The sequence below is a fragment of the Paraburkholderia caffeinitolerans genome (assembly GCF_902859945.1).
GTDB lineage: Bacteria > Pseudomonadota > Gammaproteobacteria > Burkholderiales > Burkholderiaceae > Paraburkholderia > Paraburkholderia caffeinitolerans.
The window spans coordinates 224,602-244,736 of record NZ_CADIKL010000008.1; the positions used below are offsets into that span (position 1 = coordinate 224,602).

The 20,135-nt window shown below is 64.9% G+C and carries 17 protein-coding genes and 2 pseudogenes; 7 read left to right on the plus strand and 12 right to left on the minus strand.

Going from position 1 to position 20,135, the window contains the following annotated elements; all coding sequences use genetic code 11:
* From fahA to HV773_RS10865, 3 genes and pseudogenes are all read left to right on the plus strand, one after another.
* Positions 1–1,269: a fumarylacetoacetase gene (fahA, locus tag HV773_RS10855; protein ID WP_175195201.1), complete on the plus strand. Its 1,269-nt coding sequence runs from the start codon at positions 1–3 to the stop codon at positions 1,267–1,269.
* A gap of 14 nt (positions 1,270–1,283) precedes the next feature.
* Positions 1,284–1,970: pseudogene (gene maiA / locus HV773_RS10860) on the plus strand (maleylacetoacetate isomerase).
* A 208-nt stretch (positions 1,971–2,178) separates the two neighbouring features.
* On the plus strand, positions 2,179–2,310 hold the full coding sequence (locus HV773_RS10865; RefSeq protein ID WP_175195257.1) for a toxin-antitoxin system HicB family antitoxin: 132 nt from the start codon (positions 2,179–2,181) through the stop codon (positions 2,308–2,310).
* A gap of 32 nt (positions 2,311–2,342) precedes the next feature.
* On the opposite strand, the gene HV773_RS10870 is transcribed toward HV773_RS10865, so the two are convergent.
* Positions 2,343–2,879: an acyltransferase gene (locus tag HV773_RS10870; RefSeq protein ID WP_175195203.1), complete on the minus strand. Its 537-nt coding sequence runs from the start codon at positions 2,877–2,879 to the stop codon at positions 2,343–2,345.
* 320 nt (positions 2,880–3,199) lie between these two features.
* Between HV773_RS10870 and HV773_RS10875 the strand changes: the two genes are divergently transcribed.
* Positions 3,200–4,444 carry an MFS transporter gene (locus HV773_RS10875; RefSeq protein WP_175195205.1) on the plus strand — a complete coding sequence of 415 codons (1,245 nt, stop codon included), beginning with the start codon at positions 3,200–3,202 and terminating at the stop codon, positions 4,442–4,444.
* Positions 4,445–4,537: 93 nt separating this feature from the next.
* On the opposite strand, the gene HV773_RS10880 is transcribed toward HV773_RS10875, so the two are convergent.
* The 9 genes from HV773_RS10880 to HV773_RS10920 form a co-directional block, all read right to left on the minus strand.
* Positions 4,538–5,560 carry an Ldh family oxidoreductase gene (locus HV773_RS10880; protein WP_175195207.1) on the minus strand — a complete coding sequence of 341 codons (1,023 nt, stop codon included), beginning with the start codon at positions 5,558–5,560 and terminating at the stop codon, positions 4,538–4,540.
* Entirely contained in the window at positions 5,553–7,145 is a 1,593-nt protein-coding gene (locus tag HV773_RS10885) for an aldehyde dehydrogenase (NADP(+)) (protein ID WP_175195209.1), read from the minus strand. The genes HV773_RS10880 and HV773_RS10885 overlap by 8 nt, the downstream gene beginning before the upstream one ends.
* An 83-nt stretch (positions 7,146–7,228) precedes the next feature.
* Positions 7,229–8,149: a dihydrodipicolinate synthase family protein gene (locus tag HV773_RS10890; RefSeq protein ID WP_175195211.1), complete on the minus strand. Its 921-nt coding sequence runs from the start codon at positions 8,147–8,149 to the stop codon at positions 7,229–7,231.
* A 205-nt stretch (positions 8,150–8,354) separates the two neighbouring features.
* The gene (locus HV773_RS10895) at positions 8,355–9,140 is read right to left on the minus strand and encodes an AraC family transcriptional regulator (RefSeq protein ID WP_175195213.1); all 786 of its coding nucleotides are present in this window, start codon (positions 9,138–9,140) and stop codon (positions 8,355–8,357) included.
* A 128-nt stretch (positions 9,141–9,268) separates the two neighbouring features.
* Positions 9,269–10,546 (minus strand): FAD-dependent oxidoreductase, encoded by a 1,278-nt coding sequence (locus HV773_RS10900; RefSeq protein WP_175195215.1) that lies wholly within the window; start codon positions 10,544–10,546, stop codon positions 9,269–9,271.
* On the minus strand, positions 10,543–10,821 hold the full coding sequence (locus tag HV773_RS10905; protein ID WP_175195217.1) for a 2Fe-2S iron-sulfur cluster-binding protein: 279 nt from the start codon (positions 10,819–10,821) through the stop codon (positions 10,543–10,545). Before HV773_RS10905 ends, HV773_RS10900 begins: the two co-directional genes overlap by 4 nt.
* Positions 10,814–11,992 (minus strand): NAD(P)/FAD-dependent oxidoreductase, encoded by a 1,179-nt coding sequence (locus tag HV773_RS10910; protein ID WP_175195259.1) that lies wholly within the window; start codon positions 11,990–11,992, stop codon positions 10,814–10,816. Before HV773_RS10910 ends, HV773_RS10905 begins: the two co-directional genes overlap by 8 nt.
* Before the next feature lie 8 nt (positions 11,993–12,000).
* Positions 12,001–12,951, minus strand: a complete 951-nt coding sequence (locus tag HV773_RS10915) for a 4-hydroxyproline epimerase (protein WP_175195218.1) — start codon at positions 12,949–12,951, stop codon at positions 12,001–12,003.
* Between the two features lie 125 nt (positions 12,952–13,076).
* Positions 13,077–14,024: a DMT family transporter gene (locus HV773_RS10920; protein WP_175195220.1), complete on the minus strand. Its 948-nt coding sequence runs from the start codon at positions 14,022–14,024 to the stop codon at positions 13,077–13,079.
* A gap of 253 nt (positions 14,025–14,277) precedes the next feature.
* Here HV773_RS10920 and HV773_RS10925 point away from each other — a divergent pair, with 253 nt between their 5' ends.
* On the plus strand, positions 14,278–14,799 hold the full coding sequence (locus HV773_RS10925) for a hypothetical protein (protein WP_175195223.1): 522 nt from the start codon (positions 14,278–14,280) through the stop codon (positions 14,797–14,799).
* A 117-nt stretch (positions 14,800–14,916) separates the two neighbouring features.
* Here the strand turns inward: HV773_RS10925 and HV773_RS10930 are convergent, their stop codons facing one another.
* Positions 14,917–17,181 (minus strand): TonB-dependent siderophore receptor, encoded by a 2,265-nt coding sequence (locus HV773_RS10930; protein ID WP_246282268.1) that lies wholly within the window; start codon positions 17,179–17,181, stop codon positions 14,917–14,919.
* A 285-nt stretch (positions 17,182–17,466) separates the two neighbouring features.
* On the opposite strand from HV773_RS10930, the gene HV773_RS10935 reads away from it, so the two are divergent.
* Positions 17,467–18,003 carry a hypothetical protein gene (locus tag HV773_RS10935; RefSeq protein ID WP_175195225.1) on the plus strand — a complete coding sequence of 179 codons (537 nt, stop codon included), beginning with the start codon at positions 17,467–17,469 and terminating at the stop codon, positions 18,001–18,003.
* 549 nt (positions 18,004–18,552) lie between these two features.
* On the opposite strand, the gene HV773_RS10940 is transcribed toward HV773_RS10935, so the two are convergent.
* A complete protein-coding gene (locus HV773_RS10940; protein WP_175195227.1) occupies positions 18,553–19,683 on the minus strand; it encodes an MBL fold metallo-hydrolase in 1,131 nt (376 codons plus the stop codon).
* Positions 19,684–20,025: 342 nt separating this feature from the next.
* Between HV773_RS10940 and HV773_RS10945 the strand changes: the two are divergent.
* Positions 20,026–20,135: pseudogene (locus HV773_RS10945) on the plus strand (transposase); the annotation flags it as partial.

The following is a 20,135-nucleotide window of genomic DNA, read 5'->3' on the forward strand; positions in this document are numbered from 1 at the left end:
ATGTCGTTGATCAATGAGACGCACGACCCCGCCCTGAAAAGTTGGGTGGAAGAGGCAAACCGGCCGGGAAGCGATTTCCCGATCCAGAACCTTCCATTCGGTCGCTATCGACCTATTGGCGTGGATGAAGACTTTCGGATCGGTGTCGCAATTGGCAACCAGATCCTGGATCTGCAAGGGGCCGACCTAATCGACACCTCGGATATGAACGCGTTGATGGCGCTCGATACAGCAGCGCGACAGCGGTTGCGCCGTGAGATTTCCCGAGGCTTGTCGAAGGGCAGCGCACAACAGCAGACATGGTCGAAGCGGCTCATCGCGCAAGACGCGGTGGAGATGGCAGTGCCTTGCCGGATCGGAGACTACACGGATTTTTACACCGGCATTCACCACGCCACGTCCGTCGGCAAGCTGTTCAGGCCCGACCAGCCGCTGATGCCGAATTACAAATGGGTACCCATTGGTTATCACGGTCGGTCCTCATCCATTCGCGTGAGTGGTCAGACGTTCCGGCGTCCGCGCGGACAAACCAAGGCGCCAGACGCCGCGCAACCGACCTTCGGTCCCAGCCGACGACTGGACTACGAACTCGAACTGGGGTATTTCGTCGGCGGCGGCAACGCGTTGGGGCAACCCGTCTCCATCGAAGACGCGGAGGATCATCTGTTCGGGGTGACACTGCTCAACGATTGGTCCGCGCGAGACATCCAGGCGTGGGAGTACCAGCCGCTCGGCCCCTTCCTGTCGAAGAACTTCGCGACAACCGTGTCGCCGTGGTTGGTCACGACCGAGGCACTGGCCCCCTTCCGCGCGGCTCTGACGCGTCCCGACGGCGACCCGCAGCCGCTTCCTTACCTGGACGGCGGCTTTAATCGTAAGGCGGGCGCGTTCGACATCACGCTTGAAGTGTTGATCCTGACAGAGCGCATGGTCGAGTCCGGCCTCCCACCTGAACGCTTGACGCTGGGAAATGCCGGCACCGCAGCCTACTGGACGGCGGCACAGTTGCTGACCCACCACACGGTCAACGGCTGCAATCTCCAGTCTGGCGATCTGCTTGGTTCCGGTACATTGTCGGGACCCGCCGCCAATGAAGCGGGCTCGCTACTCGAACTGACCGAGGGTGGCAAAAAGCCCGTCGTGCTGGCTAACGGCGAGCAGCGGACCTTCCTGGAGGACGGCGACACGCTGATTCTGCGTGGTTGGTGCGAACGTCCCGGCGCGGTTCGCATCGGACTCGGCGAAGTCCGTGGCACCGTCCTGGCATAAGAAGGGAATTATCGATGACAGATTCGGTCAAGCCGGAAGCCGCGGTCTCAGATCGCGTCCTATACACGTATTTCCGCAGTTCTGCGGCGTACCGGGTGCGCATTGCGCTCAACCTGAAGGGCCTCGACTACCGCGCTGTCGCCATTCATTTGCTTCGTGACGGTGGACAGCAACATCAACCCGCATACCGCGCGGTCAACCCTTTCGGGCTCGTGCCGAGCTACCGCGAGGACGGTCGAACCATCCGTCAATCGTTGGCCATCATCGAATACCTCGACGAATGCCACCCCGAACCGCCGTTGCTGCCCGCCACACCATTTGCGCGTGCAGAGGTGAGGCAATTGGCGCTATCGATCGCTTGTGAAATCCATCCGCTCAACAATCCACGGGTTCTGAAATATCTGGAGCGCGAGATACAGGTCGACGAGGCAACACGGCTGGGATGGATGCGCCACTAGATGAAGATCGGGCTTGAGGCGCTGGAAGCTTTACTGGCGGATATGGGTTCATCCGGGCGCTTCTGTGATGGCGATCGACCCACGCTGGCAGACTGCTGTCTGGTGCCTCAGCTGTTTAATGCGCGACGTTTCGAGATCGATCTCTCCAAATACCCGCGTTTGCTGGAAATCGACGCCGCCTGCAACGCATTGCATGCCTTTCAGAACGCGCATCCGAGCAGACAGCCAGACGCCGCGCCGTAAAATGAACATCACTTATTGTCGACGTCTGAGATCCAGCTATCACGACGGCCGACCTCTGTCTGTTGCGCTAACGGCGGCTATCAAACATACCTAAGCCGTTGGAGTGGCGCCAGCACCGTGCCGCTAAACGGCGGAAAATGGCGGCGGATTCAACCAGTCGATGCAACGCCTAGAATCTGCGTGAGCAAGCGGGAATGTCCCCGAACCTATTGCTGACCGCAGATATAGCGGGGAATTCAAGGTGTGGATTCCTCCACATGCGCATCGTGCTCTTGTGATTCAAGCCACCGTGCAAGTGGGCAATCTGAACCGCGTCGCAACCGCAAAACCTTGCTCGTAACCAGAGTCTGTAGGGCGCGCGCCGGACGGCACTCACCGCGTCTCCCCCTCCACCTCCCTCATCGTCCGCAAACAATCCCGCGCTAGCTGCTGATAAAGCCGCGTCCCTTCCGCCTTGCCGGCAATCTCCGCTTCATCCAGACGCCGCACGACGCGCCCCGGCACGCCCGCCACCAGCACGGCGGCTGGCACCTCCCAGCCCGCCTTGACGAAAGCGCACGCTGCGACGATGGTTTGCCTGCCGATAACGACGCCGTCCATGACAACGGCATTCATGCCGATCATCACATCCGGTTCGAGACGGGCGCCGTGCACGACCGCCCCGTGTCCGATATGGCTGTTGACACCCAGCCAGCAGGTCTCGCGAATGCCGACATGCAATGTACAGTTATCCTGAACATTGCTGCCTTCTTCGATCACGATTGATCCGAAATCGCCGCGCAGGCTCGCATGCGGGCCGATATAGCAATTCGCGCCAATGGTCACGTCGCCAATCACGACCGCGGAAGGGTGCACATACGCGGACGCGTCGACGCGAGGACGCATGCCGTTGAATTCGAAAAGCGCCATGAAGCGGATCCGTTGCAGTTGAGTTCGCTGAGCGTGTGGCCAGCCGGAAGGGCGGCGGCCAAGCTACGCCATTCTCTCTCACGTTCCGCCCAAGATGGCGATTTAAGTACGATCGTACGAAAATAATTTCAGCGTGACGTCCGCGGCGCCCCGCTGATTGCGGCCCGCAATTGAACCACAAGAACCGGATATCCCCCGCTCGTCTCCCGTCGCTAAACTCGATCCCATAGCCTGTGAACCGCGTCGTCCAATAAGCCTGCTTTGAAGATTCAATTCCAAAGCACTACCAGGTAAATCAACCGGGCATCGGAAACCGCACCATGAGCCATCCGCACACGCCATCCGTGGTCAACCGTCTCGCTCACGCGAGCCTCGCCGCACAATTCAGCGAGCAGATGTCCATCGCCGTCATTCCGATTGCGGCTGTGGTCGTGTTCAACGCCACGGCTCAGCAAACCGCCGCGCTGCAAGCGGCCAACACGCTGCCGTTTCTGCTGCTCTCGCTGCCCGCAGGCCTCGTTGCCGACCGCGTGCGCCGCAAGAATCTCATGGTGACGACAGAGCTTCTGCGCGCCGCCGCCCTCTTCGTGCTGTTCGCGTTGTTCTGGCTTCACGCGCTCACGCTCGTCACACTGGGCGCGCTCGGGTTCGCCATCGCCACCGGCACCGTGGTGTTCAGCGTGGCCGCGCCGTCGCTCGTGGCCGCGCTGGTTGAAGCCGACGGCCTGCTCGCCGCCAACCGGCGTCTAGAGATCGCACGCAGCATTGCCTACACGGCGGGGCCTTCGGCAGGCGGCATCCTTGCCGGCTGGGGTTCCGGCGTGCTCGCCTTTCTCGCCGCGTTCACGCTCTCGCTCGCGAGCGCGTGCTTCATGGGCCGCCTGCCGCGTGAAGCGCGCCGTGCGCCCTCGGGCCGGCGCGTCGCGCAAGAACTCGCCGATGGCCTGCGTTTTATCGGCGGCAATCCCTGGTTGCGCCCCATCGTCGCGACCGCTTTCGTGTTCAATACGTCGTGGTTTCTGCTGCTGTCCGTGTTCGCGTGGTACGCGATTCATCGGCTCGGGTTCAGCGCGCCGGAGGTGGGCTTCGCGCTAGGCGTCTATGGGTTCGGCATGGTCGCGGGGGCGTTTCTTTACAACGGCGTCGCCAGGCGGCTCCCGTTCGGCCAGCAGATTCTGCTTGGCCCGTCGTGCGCTGCCGTAGCCGCCGCGCTCATGGCGGGCAGCGCCGTGGTGCACGCAAAGGCACCGGTTTTCGCGGCGTTTTTTCTGTTCGGCTTCGGGCCCATCGTGTGGACCATCTCCACCACGTCGCTGCGCCAGATTGTGACGCCTGCCCCGCTCGTTGCGCGCGTGTCTTCGGTGATCATGATGGCGACAGCCGGCGCGCGGCCTTTGGGAGCCATGCTGGGCGCCTGGCTGAGCACGCGCTTCGGCATCGGCAGTTGCCTCGTGGGTGTGCTGATCGGCTTTGGTGTGCAGCTTGCGATCATCTCGGTCTCGCAACCGGTGCGCTTGCGCTCGATCACGACGCTGAGCGAGGCACCGGCAACCGCCACGGCTTGAGCCTCGCCGCAGCGGATGATGCTAATCGGCGTAATTGGAGAAAATTGCCAAATTTGCAATAAATCTCCACGTGGAGACCGATTTGGGGCGCGATCAGTCGAGCAGCTTCATCACATCGTCGTAAAGCGCCTGCGGAATGCGCACGCCATCGCGCTCGCTGCGCTCGCGCGCCTCGAACCGCCGCTGCGAAGGCAAACGCGCGCCCTGGTCGACCACCGCCGCAAACAACCGCTCGGCCCGCTCCTGCCCCGCCGCGTAATCCGCACCGAGGAACCGGCGCGGGTCGATGGCTATGACCAGTTCACCGTGGCAAGGGCTTGCCCCTGCGCCATCGTCGAAGGCCTGCGACTCCATGCTCGTGAGATCGCCGATCAACGCGCCCGCGAGCAATTCCACCATGGCCGCCAGCGCCGAGCCCTTGTGGCCGCCGAAGGTCTGCATCGCGCCCTCCAGCGCGGCGCGCGCGTCGGTGGTCGGCTTGCCTTCGCTGTCGATGGCCCAATGATCGGGGATGGGCTTGCCCTCACGCGCATGCAGTTCGATATCGCCGCGCGCGATCGCGCTGGTCGCGAAGTCGAACACGAACGGATGCCCGTGCTCGCGCGGCCACGCAAACGCAATCGGATTGGTGCCGAACACGCCGCGCGTGCCGCCGGCCGGCGCGACCCAGCTATGGCTGGGGTTCATCGCGAGGCCGACCAGGCCTTGCGCCGCAATCGCCTCCACTTCGGGCCATAGCGCCGAGAAATGGAAGCAGCGATTGATCGCCATCGCTGCGATGCCTTGCGTGCGGGCCTTTTCCGCGAGCACCGGCAAACCGCGCTCGAAGGCGAGCAGCGAAAAGCCGTAATGCGCATCCACGGCAAGCACGCCCGGCGACACATTGCGCAAGGTGGGCTCCGCACTCGGATCGACCTTGCCGCTGCGCACGGAACGCACGCAGCCGAGCAAGCGGTAGATGCCGTGCGAATGGCACTCGTCGCGCTGACCCTGAGTGATGACGTGCGCGATCGCCTCCGCGTGCGCGAGCGACAGGCCATGGTGCACGAGCGCCTTGCGCGCCAGAGAAAAAAGTTCGTCGAGCGAAAGCACGACGCCTGCATTTTGATTAGTCATCCTTACGCACCTCGTGATCGATCACGCCATCCACGCGACGCGTAATCCCAAGCGGATTGGCGGCGCGCAGCGCTGCGGGCAGCAAAGCGTCGGGCAAGTCCTGATACGAGACCGGGCGCAGGAAGCGCTCGATGGCGCGGCTGCCCACCGAGGTCGTGCGCGCATCCGTGGTTGCCGGGAACGGCCCGCCGTGCACCATCGCATGGCCGACTTCCACGCCCGTGCCAAAGCCGTTTACTAGAATTCGGCCCGCCTTGCGCTCGAGCGTCGGCAAAAGCATGCGGCAAGCCTCATGGTCGGCGGCGTCCAGATGCACGGCCACCGTCAATTGGCCTTCCAGCCCCTTGAGCACGCCATGCAGTTCGTTCAGATCCTTGCAGCGCACGATCAGCGACGCCGGGCCGAACACTTCGTCGCGCAGCGCGGGCTGAGCGAGGAACGCATCGGCCGTGGTCGCGAAGAGCGCCGCCTGAGCGTCGAAACGACCGCCTTCCGCGCCGCTTGCCAGTTGTTCCACGTTGGGGTTCGCGGCGAGACGCTCGACGCCCTTGCAGTAGTTCGCGTGAATGCCGGGCGTGAGCATCGTCGCTGCGCCGATGTTGGCAAGCGCCGCGCTCGCGGCCTGCTCGAATGCATCCAGGGACTCGCCTTGCACGGCGAGCACCAGGCCGGGATTGGTGCAGAACTGCCCCGCGCCCTGCGTGAGCGAAACCGTGAACGGCTGCGCAATCGCCGCGCCGCGCGCCGCCAGCGCGCCCGGCAGCAGCACCACCGGGTTGATCGCGCTCATTTCCGCATAGACGGGAATCGGCTCGGGGCGCGCGTTCGCAATCTTCATGAGCGCCACGCCCGCTGCGCGCGAGCCCGTGAAGCCCACCGCCTTGATGCGGTGATCGGCCACCAGCGCCTGGCCGATGGCGATCCCGCTGTCGAACAGCATTGAGAACACACCCTCGGGCAGGCCGCAGATTTGCACGGCGCGCTGGATCGCGCGCCCCACGAGTTCGGACGTGCCCGGATGCGCGCCATGCGCCTTCACGATCACGGGGCAGCCGGCCGCCAGCGCCGATGCCGTATCGCCGCCCGCCACCGAAAACGCCAGCGGGAAATTCGACGCGCCGAACACCGCCACCGGCCCCAGCGCGATATTGCGCAGCCGCAGGTCCACGCGCGGCAGCGGCCTGCGCTCGGGCTGCGCCGGATCGATGCGCGCATCGACGCAATCGCCGTTGCGCAGCACCGCCGCAAAGAGCCGGAGTTGCGTAACCGTGCGTCCGCGCTCGCCCTCGATGCGCGCGCGCGGCAAACCGGTTTCGGCCATGCAGCGTTCGATCAGCGCATCGCCGATGGCATTGATCTGTTCTCCTATCGTTTCGAGAAAGGCCGCGCGGGCTTCCAGATCGGTCTCGCGGTAAGTGTCGAAAGCGGCTTCCGCAAGCGTGCATGCGCGCTCGAGATCGTGCTGGGTCGCGCCGCCGAATGCGGGTTCGAGCGCGTCGCCGGTGCGCGCGTCGATGCCGTGAAATGCGCCGTTTGTGCCTGGCACGCTTGCCGCGCCGATCAGCGACTGGCCGGTAATGGTCATATTGCACCTGCAAAAATGCAAACCGGGCCAGTAAGGCCCGATTTCAAAACGAATGGAAAACTCGCGTTCAAGAACGCCAGGCTTTAGAGGCCCACGTCGGGCAATTGCGGGCGCGTTGCGAGCGCCTTCTCCATCACGGCCTTCACGTGCGCGAGCGCTTCGCCTTCCAGCGCGAGGCGCGGCGCACGCGTGAGCGCGCTGCCACGGCCCACGAGTTCTTCGCACAACTTGATGCACTGCACGAGGTCGGGGCGTGCGTCGAGGTGCAGCAGCGGCATGAACCAGCGGTAGAGCGCGAGCGCTTCGTCAAAGCGCTTTTGCTTCGCGAGGCGGAACAACGTCTCGCCTTCCTTCGGGAACACGTTCGACATACCCGAGACCCAGCCTTCGGCGCCCACGGCAATGCTCTCGACCACCACGTCGTCGAGGCCCGCGAACAGCACGAAGCGGTCGCCCACGGCGTTGCGCAGATCGATGAAGCGGCTCGTATCGCCCGACGAATCCTTGAAGCAGACGATGTTCTCGCAATCCTGAATGGCGATCAGCACGTCGGGCGTAACGTCGTTCTTGTAGATCGGCGGGTTGTTGTAGACCATCACCGGCAGGTCGGTGCTCGACGCCACCGCGCGGAAGTGCGCAGCGGTCTCGTGCGGCTTGGCCGAGTACACGAGCGCCGGCATCACCATCACGCCGTCCACGCCCACGCGCTGCGCTTCGCGCACGGTCTGGCGCGCGAACTCGGTGGTGAATTCGGCCACGCCCGCGATCACCGGCACCTTGCCGCCCGCCGCGTCACGCGCGGCTTCGATCACCGCCAGCTTCTCGCTCGTGTTCAGCGAAGTGTTCTCGCCCACGGTGCCGCACACCACGAGGCCCGACACGCCGTCCTTGACGAGGTTGCTCACCACCCGGTGGGTTGCCTCGATGTCGACCGAGAAGTCCGGCTTGAACTGGGTGCTGACGGCGGGAAACACCCCGCTCCATTGGATAGCGTTACGGCTCACGGTGACAATCTCCTTCGGTGAATGGATCCGCCAACATGGGGTGTGGCGATGGGAGAAGTATCGCTATCCGGCGTGTTTAAATCTTGAGAGCTTTCGCGACCCAGGAAGACGAAATCGGCACAGTCGGGCGCCCAGGCGCGCGCGCATGCCGATTTATCCGGGACAACCCCAGGAGAATCTCGGGGGAATCGCACCGGCGCGGGGCTTAAGCGCCGGCGGAATCGGCGTCGCCGGATTGCGGATGCAGCAGCGCGCGGTACTGGCTCGGCGTGAGCCCCACCGTGGCCTTGAATTGCCGCGTGAACGCGCTGTGATCGTTATAGCCGCAGCGCGTGGCCACGTCGGTGATGCTGAGGTCGCCCGCAAGCAGTTCCGAGGCCGCGTCCAGCCGCGTCTTCAGCAGCATCTGGCGCGGCGTGAGGTGGAAGATCTTGTGGAAATAGCGCTCGATCTGCGCAACCGACATGTCGATGAGCGTGGCCAGGTGCGAGAGCTTGAGCGGCTGCGCATAGTTGTCCTGGATGTACTTCGCGGCAACGGCAAGGCGCTGATACGCGGGATGCGTGCCCTCCGCCGCCTGCAGGTCGCGCGAGATGCCGGCCACGCCCAGCACGCGTCCTTGGGCGTCTTGCAGCGGCACCTTCGAGGTCAGGCACCAGCCCGGCTGGCGCCCCGGATACAGATGCAGTTCGAGCTGGTCGATGAGCCGGCTGTTCAGGCGCACGACGGCCTGGTCCTGCTCCGTGTAGATGCGGCCGAAACGCCTCGGGAAGACTTCTTCCGCCGTCTTGCCGAGCAGCGCGCGCTTGTCCTTGAAGCCGCAGCGCGCCGCGAGCGTGAGGTTGGCGATCACATAGCGCGCCTCGTGGTCCTTCACGAAGAAGACCACATCGGGCATGGCGTCGAAGAGCGGTTCGAGCAGGGAGAAGTGCGCCACCATCTGCGGCAGCGTCGTGTTTTCCAGGGCGGCGGGCAGAACCAGAGCGGACATTGCGCGGCGTATCGAGTCGGGATCCGCTCGATTATGCCCTTGCCTTGCGGGCTTGGGCATCCGCGAAATAAATCGGGCGGCCGAAGTGCCGGGCCGCCCGTCGGGTGCGCGAACGCATCGATCCGGCGTTATGCCTCGCTGCTCACTTCGAGCAAAGTGCCGATGCGCGCGGGCGAAAACGGCGGGCGCTGGCCATTCTGTCCAGTGCGCGGCCAGCCGAAGCAGAACGCCGCCGCTTCGCCGCAAATCTTGCCCTGGCAAGGCCCCATGCCGCAGCGCGTCTGCAGCTTGGCGTCGCGCCATGAGCGATGCTGTGCGGCGTCGCCGAAGCGCACGTCCTCGCAACGGCACAGCACCGTATCGGGCTCCGCGAGCGTGCGCAATTGCGGATCGAGCGCGAACGCTGCGTGCATGCGCTCGGCAAAGCGCCGATAGCGCGCGCGTTGAGCGAACAACGCCCGCGCCTGATCCGCCTCGCCAAGCGCCGCGTGCGCTGCAATGCGGCCTTCTACGACCGCCAGTTCCATGCCGCCCACACCCGTGCATTCGCCCGCCGCGTAGACATCGGGCAGCGAGGTAGTCTGCATCTCATCGACGACGATCGCAGCCATGCCCTGCGTTTCGTCGATCTTGCAACCGAGCGCCGCGCCCACGAGCGTATTCGGCACGAGTCCATAAGCGCATGCGAGGCGCTCGCAATCGATGCGGGTTTCCTCACTGCCCTTGCGAATGCGCACGTGCGTGAGTTGCGTCTCGCCGCCCGCCGCCGCCACATGCGCGCCGCACAAGTACGGCGTGGCGCGCAGATCGAAGCGCATGCGCGCCGCCTGCACGAGCTTCGCGGGCGTCGCCACGAGCCCGGTCGCGAATTGGCGCACCGCATGGGGCTGCGCCTGCTCGACGATGGCCGCCACCCGTGCGCCGTGCTCGCGCGCCGTGACGGCTGCGGCCCATAAGAGCGGCCCCGTCCCGGCGATCACGATGCGTTCGCCGCGCACCGGCATGCCGCCCTTCACGAGCGCCTGGAGGCCGCCCGCGCCCGTGACGCCCGGCAGCGTCCAGCCCGGATACGGCAGGAAACGTTCGCGCGCGCCCGTCGCAACGATGAGCTTGCCGTAGTCGACCGTGTAGCCGCGCGTAGCGTCTTCAAGCAGCAATTGCCGCGCGCCGGTGGCCTGCACGACGCGCGTGCCGCTCATGCGCGTGACGTTGGGCAGTTTCGCGAGCGCCTCGATGGCCTCGCGCGCATGGCCCGCTGGCGGATGCTCGGGGCCCTGACGCCAGATCTGGCCGCCGGGCAAGGCGTTGTCGTCGACAATGCCGACCTTCGCCCCCGCATGCGCCGCCACGCGTGCCGCGTTCAGTCCCGCCGGGCCCGCGCCAATAATCAGGATGTCGAACTTCATGCGGCGGCTCTCCCCGTGACCACGTTCATGCCGTCCGCGCAGAGGGTCTGGCAAGCCAGACGATGCCGCACGCCGTCGATGGTCACGCGGCATTCCTGGCACACGCCCATGCCGCACAGCGGCCCGCGCGGCATGCCGCTCACCGAGCGGCGTGTAATCACGGCCGAATCGCTCTTGTGTAGTCCCGCCGCAAGCGCCACGGCCGCCACGACCGAACTGCCTCGCGCGACGCTGACGCTTTGGCCATCCACGTTGAGCGTGATCGTCTCAGCCATGCGTGGCTCCTGTCGTTGCCGCTTGTGCCGTGGCCGTTGCCCCGAAGCGTGCGGGCAAATACGGCGTGGCGTCGATTCTCGACACCTCCGGCATGCCGAGCATTTGCGCTGCGATCAATTTGGCCGTGGCCAGCGCCGTGGTCACGCCCAGGCCTTCGTGGCCCGTTGCGAGCCATGTCGAAGGGTGATGTACATCGCCAGAAAATTGCGCGGCCGGGCCGATGAGCGGCAGGCCATCGCTGGTCGCGGGCCGGAAGCCCGTCCATGCGCGAATCGCGTTGAGCGACGGCAGTTCAGGCAGATACTCGGCGGCGCGCCGCAGCATGCGCGCGAGGATCGCGGGCTCCACGGCGGCGTCGAGGCTGTCGAACTGACGCGACGAGCCGATCAGCAATTGCCCCGTGGGGCGCGGCTGCACATTGAACGCCACCGAGGTGCCGGTCGCGTTGTGCGCGCTCTTGATGTAGCCGAGTTCGAGAATCTGGTGGCGCACCGTGCCGGGGTAGCGGTCCGTGATGAGCAGATGGCCTTTCTTGGCTTGCATCGGCAGACCGGGCAACAATTCGGCGGCTTGCAGGCCGTTGGCGATCAGCACCGCGCCGGCCGCCAGCGTCTCGCCATCGGCCAGCACCACGCCCGTGCGATCCACGCGCGCCACGCTCGCGCCAAGCCGGCAGGTGACGCGCCCTTTCACCGGCTGCGCGAGCAGCCACGACGCGACAGCCGGTGCGTAGACCACCGCGTCGTCGGGAATCACCATGCCGCCTTGCAAATCCTTGCGCAACGCGGGCTCCGCTTCGCGCACCTGTTGCGCGTCGAGCATCGAGCACGCCACGCCCTGGCTCACAAGCGCCTGCTGGCGCGTCTGCGCGAGCGCGTATTCTTCGTCGTCGGCGGCAACCCACAGCGTGCCGCAGCGCACGAACGCCTCGCGCGCAGTGAGGCGCGGCGCGAGATCGAGCCACAACTCGCGCGACCATGCGGAAAGCGCAAACTCCGCGGGCGAATCGTCCATCACCACGAGGTGCCCCATGCCCGCCGCGGTCACGCCGCCACCCACGCCCGCTCGATCGAGCACGAGCACGTCGGCGCCCTGCTGCGCAAGCTCGTGCGCGCACGCTGCGCCCACGATGCCCGCGCCCACCACGATCACATCGGGACAGGAACCCATCGGCTTCGTCACGCGCGAATGCCCCAGGCGAAGGGATCGTCGTCGCTGAAGATCAGCTTGGCTTCCGCGCTGATGTGCGCGGTGCCGCGAATGCTCGGGCGCACGTAGCCGGGCGCGAGATCCGCAGCGTTTTCGTATTGCGCCTCGAACACGCTGCCCACGATGCTCTCCTGGCGCCAGCGCGCGCCCGGCGCGAGCACGCCGTCGGCGGCGAGGCACGCGATCTTCGCGCTCGTGCCGGTGCCGCAAGGCGAGCGGTCGTAGGCCTTGCCGGGGCACAGCACGAAATTGCGGCTGTCGATGCCCGCCTGATCGGAATGCGCGAACAACTCGATATGGTCGATCTGCGCGCCGCCTTCGCCCGTGATGCCGTTGGCTTCGAGCGCCTGGCGGATGGCCCACGAGACTTCCGTGAGCGATTCGACGTTAGCGAATTCGAGCTGCTGGCCGTGATCGGAGACGAGGAAGAACCAGTTGCCACCCCACGCGATATCGCCGTGAATGCGGCCGAGGCCCGGCACGTCGAGCGGCACGCCCTGGCGGTAGCGGTACGCGGGCACATTGCGCACCGTCACGCTGCGGTCCGCATGCAGTTCGGCCTCGACCACGCCCACCGGCGTTTCGACGCGGTGCACGCCCGGCGCGATGCGCCCCATATGCGCGAGCGAAACGATCAGACCGATCGTGCCGTGGCCGCACATGCCGAGAAAGCCCACATTGTTGAAGAAGATCACGCCGGCCGAGCAACTGGGATCGTGCGGTTCGCACAGCAGCGCACCGACCATCACGTCCGAGCCGCGCGGCTCGTTGACGATGCCGGCGCGCTCGCGGTCGAAGTCGCGGCGGAAGATGTCGAGCCGCTCCTTGAGCGGGCCGCGGCCCAGATCGGGGCCGCCTTCGGTCACGAGCCGGGTGGGCTCGCCGCCGGTATGGGAGTCGATTACGGTGAGGGTTTTCATGGCGACAATCGTAGGTCTCGCCCGCGTGGCCGTCTTGCTCGAACGGCGCAACGGCTATGACGATTTCAGCATAGCGCGCGTGGCGTCATGCCGAGTACGGCGCCCGATGCGTCAGGCCGCGCCCCTCAAACGCTCGCGCCGCCCTCGGCGCGGGCGCCGCGCACGAATAGCTGGCGCAGCCACGCCTCGCCGTTCACGATCAGAAGCCCCGTGAGCACCAGCGCCGAGCCCACGAGAAACGCCGCATCGACATGCTCGTGCAGCAGCACCACGCCCATCGCCACGCCGAACAGCGGCGTCATGAACGAGAGCACGCCAAGGCGCGCCGCAAAATACCGGCGCAGCAGCCAGAACCAGGTCAGGTAGCTCACGAACGCCACCGCGACGGCCTGGAAAGCAAGGCTCGCGAGCCCGAGCGGTGCGCTGTTAAATGTGGTCTGTCCAGTGGCCCAGGCGAACGGCAACAGCAGGAAGAAGGCGCAGGCGAGCTGATAGAAGAGCGTCTGAGTGGGAGGCGCCTCGCTCAGGCGCGTGGTACGCACGACCACCGTGGTCATGCCCCACGCCACGCCGCCGCACAGCGCCATGAAGTCGCCGAGCAGCCAGTTGGGGCCGGCCCCGCGGCTCCCGCCCACGAGTGTTGGCCCGAGAAACGCGAGGGCGATGCCCGCGAACGCAAGGCCGATACCGCCCCATTGAAGTCCGGCAAGGCGTTCATCGGGCAGCTTCAAATGCAGGCCGATCGCGGCGAACATGGGCGCGGTGTAGAGCAGCACGGCCACGTGCGAGGCGTGGGTCCAGCGCAGCGCCTCGGCAACAAACAGGAATTCGAGCGCGAACAGCACGCCCACCGCGAGCCCCGAACGCAGCGCGACGCCAGGCACCCAGCGCTCGCGCGTCACGAATCGGTTGAACAGCCAGACGAGCACTGCCGCGACGCCCGAGCGCACGCCCACCTGCATCATGGGCGCGATGTCGCCGGCCACCGCCTTGATGGCCACCTGCTGAAAGCCCCAGATCAGGCACAGCGTCACCATGATGGCCAGTGCCGCGCCATCCACATGCTTTCTCATTGCCGAACCGCCGAGTTTTGTTCTTGATTAACGTAGTATTCCTGCGTCTGGATCAAGTCATATAGCGCAAAACTGACAACCGATAGCGGCAGACCGCCAGCGCCCCGACTGTGCGCTGCCGCATACATTCGGATAGCAAGCTTCGTCTCGGTGACTAGAATGTCTGAATGCACGCCAGGCGATAAGGGCGATCCGTTCTGACACAACGATTCTGATGGCGTGACGTTTCCATTCCTTCAAAGGAGGCATGTCCATGGCGTGCCTGAACGAAAGGATTGTCGGCGCGGTATGCCTCCTGCTGAGCGGGTACGCGCTCGCGGACGGCCCGCTCGCAGCTCCGCCCGAGGAAATGACGGTCGCCAGTATCGCGCCGTTGCCCATGGAAGTCGTTTCGGCTATTCCGGGACCGCAGACCTATTTGCATCGCTATGAATTCCAGTATCAGGCAGCGCAGCGCGCGCCCTTCGACGCGCAACTGCAGAACTTCTATAGCGTGCAGATCGACCATGATTTCCGGCTCGGCAGCGAGAGCTTCAGCCCAACGCCAGGGGTGGCGCGGCCCCAGCAGCCATCCGCGTATCTCCGTATGGGCCAATCGACAGCGCCCGCACTCGCGCTCACCGAAATCCCGAACGCCACATTGACGATCGGCGCGCAACCGCAGCGGCGGTTGTCGCTGACCGTCAACGACTGGGTGTTCTCCGGCACGGCGCGCGTCGCGATCCTGCATTCGCGCAGCACCGGCGCGACGCTGAATGTACGACACGGTTTTTAAGCGAACGCCGGACCGCGGTCAGCCAGGCTGCCACCTGCGCGGCCCGAGCCAGGCGCCCCGGCTGCGCGCCCCGAGCCAGGCGCCCCCACCTACGCGGCCCGAGCTAGGCGCCCCCCATCAAAAATCAATCTTCGCGTTGAGGCTCACCGTGCGCGGATCGCCCGGCGCGATGTAGTTGTCGTACTGGAACATCCAGTAGCGGCGGTTCGTGAGGTTGTCGATGGCCGCGCGCAGCGTCACGTCGTGGCCGCCAATGCGCGTCATATAGTTCGCGCCGACGTTCACGAGCATGTAGCCGCCCGTCTCCAGATTGCCGGCCGGACGCACCTCCGTGTTGCCCGTGTACTTGGCGTCGGCGCCCAGGCGCAGGCCCGGCACGAACGGCACGTCGTAGCTCACGCGCGCCGCCGCGACGAACTGCGGTGCGCCGGCCACGCGATTGCCGTTGTACTGCTGGCCCTTCGCGTACCACGTATCGAGCAGCATGAGGTCGCCCGCCACCTCCCAACTGCGCCCAAGACGCACGCTGCCGCCCGCCTCGATGCCTTGGTAGATAGAATCGCCGTCCTGCGTGAGCACATTCTGCGCGTTCGCGTAACTCGCACCGCGCTCGATGCGGAACAGCGCAGCGTTCGCACTCCAGCGCGCATGCTCGCTCTTGATGCCCATCTCGTACTGGCGCGAGCGCAGCGGTTTCAGCACTGACCCGCCATTTGCATAGATATCCGAAACGATTTGCCCCGGCTCCAGCGATTCCACATAGCTCGCATAGAGCGTGGTTTGCGGTTCGAGCTTGTACATGAGCGCGAAGGTCGGCGTAATAACGCCGTTCTGCCCATACGACGCAGTCGTCGCGCCCGATTCGGCGAAGGATTCTTGATCGTAATTCGTGTAGCGCACGCCTGCGAGCAGCGACCAGCGGCTCGTCAGATCGACGGTGTCGCTCACGAACAGCGACTTCTGGTTGATCTCGCTCGCGCGGTATTTTTGCAGGCCGCTGCCCGAGTAATAACGGAACGGATTGGGCTCGTAGAGATTGCCCTCGCCGAGCGTCTTGATGACCGTGCTCGCCGCCGTGCCATAGTCGTTGGTCTGATGCTGGACCGCCGCGCCCAACACCAGATGATGCGTGAGCGGCCCGGTCTTCACCTTGCCTTCGAAGGCGCCCTGCCAGTAGATGTCCTGGTGGCCTTCATCGCCGTTCCAACGGCTATCGGTGTAGTTGCCCGCCTGGTCGAGCAGCGTGAGCGTGCTTTCGTTGCGGTCGCGCGTGGACTTGCTATAGCTCGCCGAGGTGTTGAAGGTCCAGTCGGGCGCGATCTGGTATTTGACGCCAGCCGTGTAGAGCTGCAGGTTGGTGTTTAGATGCTGATCGGGGCCGGCGAGCCAGTTGGTGCCGCCGCTGATCGTCGCGGGCAGGCTCGAAGCCGTATAACTGCCCGTGTAGATGGCCGGCGTCTGGCCGCTCGAACGGCTTTGCTGATAGATCGCGTTGAAATAGACCTGCAGGTCGCGCGTGAGCTGCCCGTCGAGCGCCAGCGCCAGCGAGTTGCGGTTGATGTCGCCCGCGTTGTAGGTCTTGCCGGCCTCATGCGTGTAGTTGATGCGCGCGCCGAACATGCCGTCGGGGCCGAAGCGGCGGCTCAAATCGACGTGCTGGGTGAGCACGCCGTCCATGCGATAACCGAGGTCGAGGCTCGAGACCGGGTCCTGGCCCGGCTTCTTCGTCACGTAATTGACCACGCCGCCCGGCTGCGCGAAGCCGTACATGAAACCGCCGAGCCCCTTGAGCAATTCGACGCGCTCGAGATTTTCGTAGGGCATGGTGATGCCGTATGAAATGAACGGATTGCCGTCGATGCGAAAGCCGTTCTGCCAATCGATGGGCAGGCCGCGAATCGTGATGTAGGTCGCCCACGCGCTATAGGCGTTGCTGTTGTCGGTGACCGAGGCATCGCCGGCGAATACGTCGCCGAGCTTGTTGACCTGACGGTCGGCGAGGTCTTCGCCCGTGACCACGGTGGTCGAGAACGGCGTATCGAGCTGCGAGCGCGTGCCGAGCGCGCCGTTCGACACCGGCGTGTCCAGATGCAGCGGCGAGTCAGTCACGGCGGCAGCGCTCACCTTCACGGCGGGCAGCGACTGCTCGGTGGCGGACGACGCTGCGGTGGACGACGCTGTGCCAGGGGCGGCCCCGTCGGGTGTCGCGGCGTTTGCGGCGTTTGCGCCGCTTGCGGGATGCGCCTGCTGGGCAGCGCCCCCGTCCGCTGCGGATTGGGCGAAAGCGGACTGGGCCGCGGCGGCAAACGTCAGCCAGGCGGCAATCCGCACGGGGCGGTGGAGCACGCGCCCCGTACGGCGTGTGATTCGTTGGTTGTTCATATCGGCCAGAGTTGGTGGAGCCTTCCGCGCCGGAAAATTTCCGGAACACAAATACGACTCATTCTCATTACACATCGGGCGGCATCTTAGCAAAGCCTTATGCGTTTTGAAAGCCTCTGGTGGAAATTCGTCAGGATGTGCGGCACGGCACCGGCGCGCGCTCGTTGGACCGGGGCTTTAATCCTCGCTTAAGGCTGCGCCCGCATAGTTTTTGGCGACTCCCTCCGGGAGTTGCATGAGTCTTTCGTCTTGATTCGAGCAATATCGATCGAAGGAGGTACGAAAATGCGATTACGTTCGTATTTGGCGTTGGGCGCGCTGGCGCTCGCCCCGATGCTTGCGCTTGCCGGTGAAGCAAGTGCCCAGATGGATGCCCAGCACGCCGCCCAGCCGATGTTCGTCAACGTCAACGGTCAGGCGGTGCCGGTGAAGGCTGAAACCCACGTCGTCCAGACGGCGATGGGCCCGATGAAGGTGAGTACGTGGAGTTGGCACAGCCCGGGCGGCAGCGCCAGCTATGAAATGCAGACGAGCACGGGTGGCGCGCCGTCCGCCGTCGCGCTGCGGCAGATGCAGATGGCCCAGGCGCAAATGGTGGCGATGCAGCAGCAAATGATGGCCATGCAACAGCAGATGGTGGTACTCCAGCATTCCGCATTCGCCGGTGGATTCGCGGTGCCAGCGCCGCAGAACGTGGTCTTCGCGGTGCCGCTGTGGGCCATGCCGGACCCGGTGGTGATCGTGGAGCCAGTGCAGCGCGCTCCGGCGCCTGCCGTGGCGCCGCCGACCGCGCCAACGCGGTCGCCGGGGATCAAGGCCTAGGGGCGCGCAGGGTTTAACCGCCTTGCTGTTCAAACCGCCGGCTCTCGCCGGCGGTTTTTGTTTTTAACGCAGGAGCAGAATCCAGGTTCACCACGACCAGCCTTGCTGGCCATACTGTGTGTCGTAACGGCGGCCCCACCACGGCAGATAGGCGTTGTTCTCGCCGCGCTCCCGAACCAGATAACGCGCGCATGGTCGATGAGTCATTGAAGATAGAGCCTTGGCATTACTACTTGTCGGCAAAAATATCCATTTATCGACACAAAGGACCATTTTCCATCCCCAAAAACAGCAATGTCATATGTTTTATATGACCAAGAGCCGATTTACTCCTCCATCCGATCTCACGTCAAAACAGGTGCGAGCAGCACATGCGCTGCTCGCCTGGTCCCAGCAGGAATTGGTCACGGCTACCGGCGTAAAGACGTTTTACCGTATCGAACTTCGAAAGAAGCCATCAAACTTCAATCGCCAATGACACACAAGCGATTCGCTGCGCAATCGACGCCGAGGCTTTGAAAGCGTCGATAAAGGAGGCGAGTTGTCCCCTCACGACCCCGTCCCACCCTCCTCCCTGCACAGCCACCACCCACGCGCGCGTCCGCGCGTTGCCTCCACCTCGCTCGCCGCCTCGCGCCACCACCGCTCACCGCGCTGCGGCTCCACTAGATCAAGTCGCTCGCCCATGCGCGGCGTCGCCAGCGCCACGCCGCGCGCGAGCGACAGGCCCGTCACGCGCTCGAACGGCTCCTGCCAGCGGTGCATCGCCAGATCGAAGGTGCCGTTGTGGATCGGCACGAGCCAGCGGCCGCGCAAGTCGAGGTGCGCCTGCACCGTTTCCTCGGGCTGCATATGCACATATGGCCACTGCGCGTCATAAGCGCCGGTCTCGATCAGCGTGACGTCGAACGGCCCGAGGCGCTCGCCAATCTCGCGAAAGCCGTCGAAATAGCCCGTATCGCCGCTGAAGAACACGCGCAGATCGGCATCGGCGATCACCCACGAGGCCCACAGCGTACTGTCGCCGTCGAACAGGCTGCGCCCCGAGAAGTGCTGCGCGGGCGTGGCCGTGAAGGTAATGCCCGCCACCTCCGCGCTCTGCCACCAGTCGAGTTGGCGCACCTTGGCCGCATCGATGCCCCACTCGATCAGCCGATCGCCCACGCCCAACGGCGTGAGAAACACCCCGGTACGAGCGTCGAGCGCAAGCACGGTCTCGCGGTCGAGGTGGTCGTAATGATCGTGCGAAAGAATCACGCCGCGCAGCGGCGGCAGGTCGGCAAGCGCAATGGGCGGCGCATGAAAGCGCTTCGGGCCCATGCGTTTGAACGGCGAGGCGCGCTCGCCGAACACGGGGTCGGTGAGCCAGTATTCGCCGCGCAGTTTCAAAAGCAGCGTCGAATGGCCGAGCCGGTACAGGCTGCGGTCGGGCGCTGCATCGAGGTCGGCGCGGCTCAGCGCGTCGACGGGCAGCGCGCCAGCCGGCGCCGTGCCTTGCGGCTTCCTGAACAGCACGTTCCACGCAATGCCGAGGGTCTTCGTGAACCGCTCCTGCGGACGCGGGCGCACGTTGCGAAAGCGTGTGCCGTCGTGCTGCGGCGAGCCGCCCGAGATGACGCGCGAACGCCGCGCGGCGGCGAATCCGAGTGTGCGACCAAGAGAATCAGGGATCGATGCCATGGAACCTTCCCACAAAGTAGACTCATCAGTGTAGTTTATTTTCCGGATAAGTAAACCATGCGGTGTAAGTGTTCGAGCACAAAAAAAATGAAAAAAGAAAACAACAAAAACGAAAACAGGCGCCTGAGTGTCACCCAATAAAAACTGAAACAAGTAAGGCAACAGAAAGCAATGGAAGGACTCCGCCCAGACGGCGCGGCAGAGCCAGTGATGTAGCCGCGATAATCCAGAGGATTTTTAGCGGAGCGGAAATGGCGCAGAGAGTTGGCCACGGGCACGGCGAACAAGCCGTTTCCGCTCCGCTAAAAATTCGTTGAGCTAAGCCGCTCCGCTGCAGGTCACATCATCGCGATGTACGCGCGCGGCATGAGTGTGCGCGAGATTCAGGCCTTTCTGGCCGAAAGCTACGGCACCGAGGTATCGCCCGATTTCATCAGCTCGGTCACCGACGA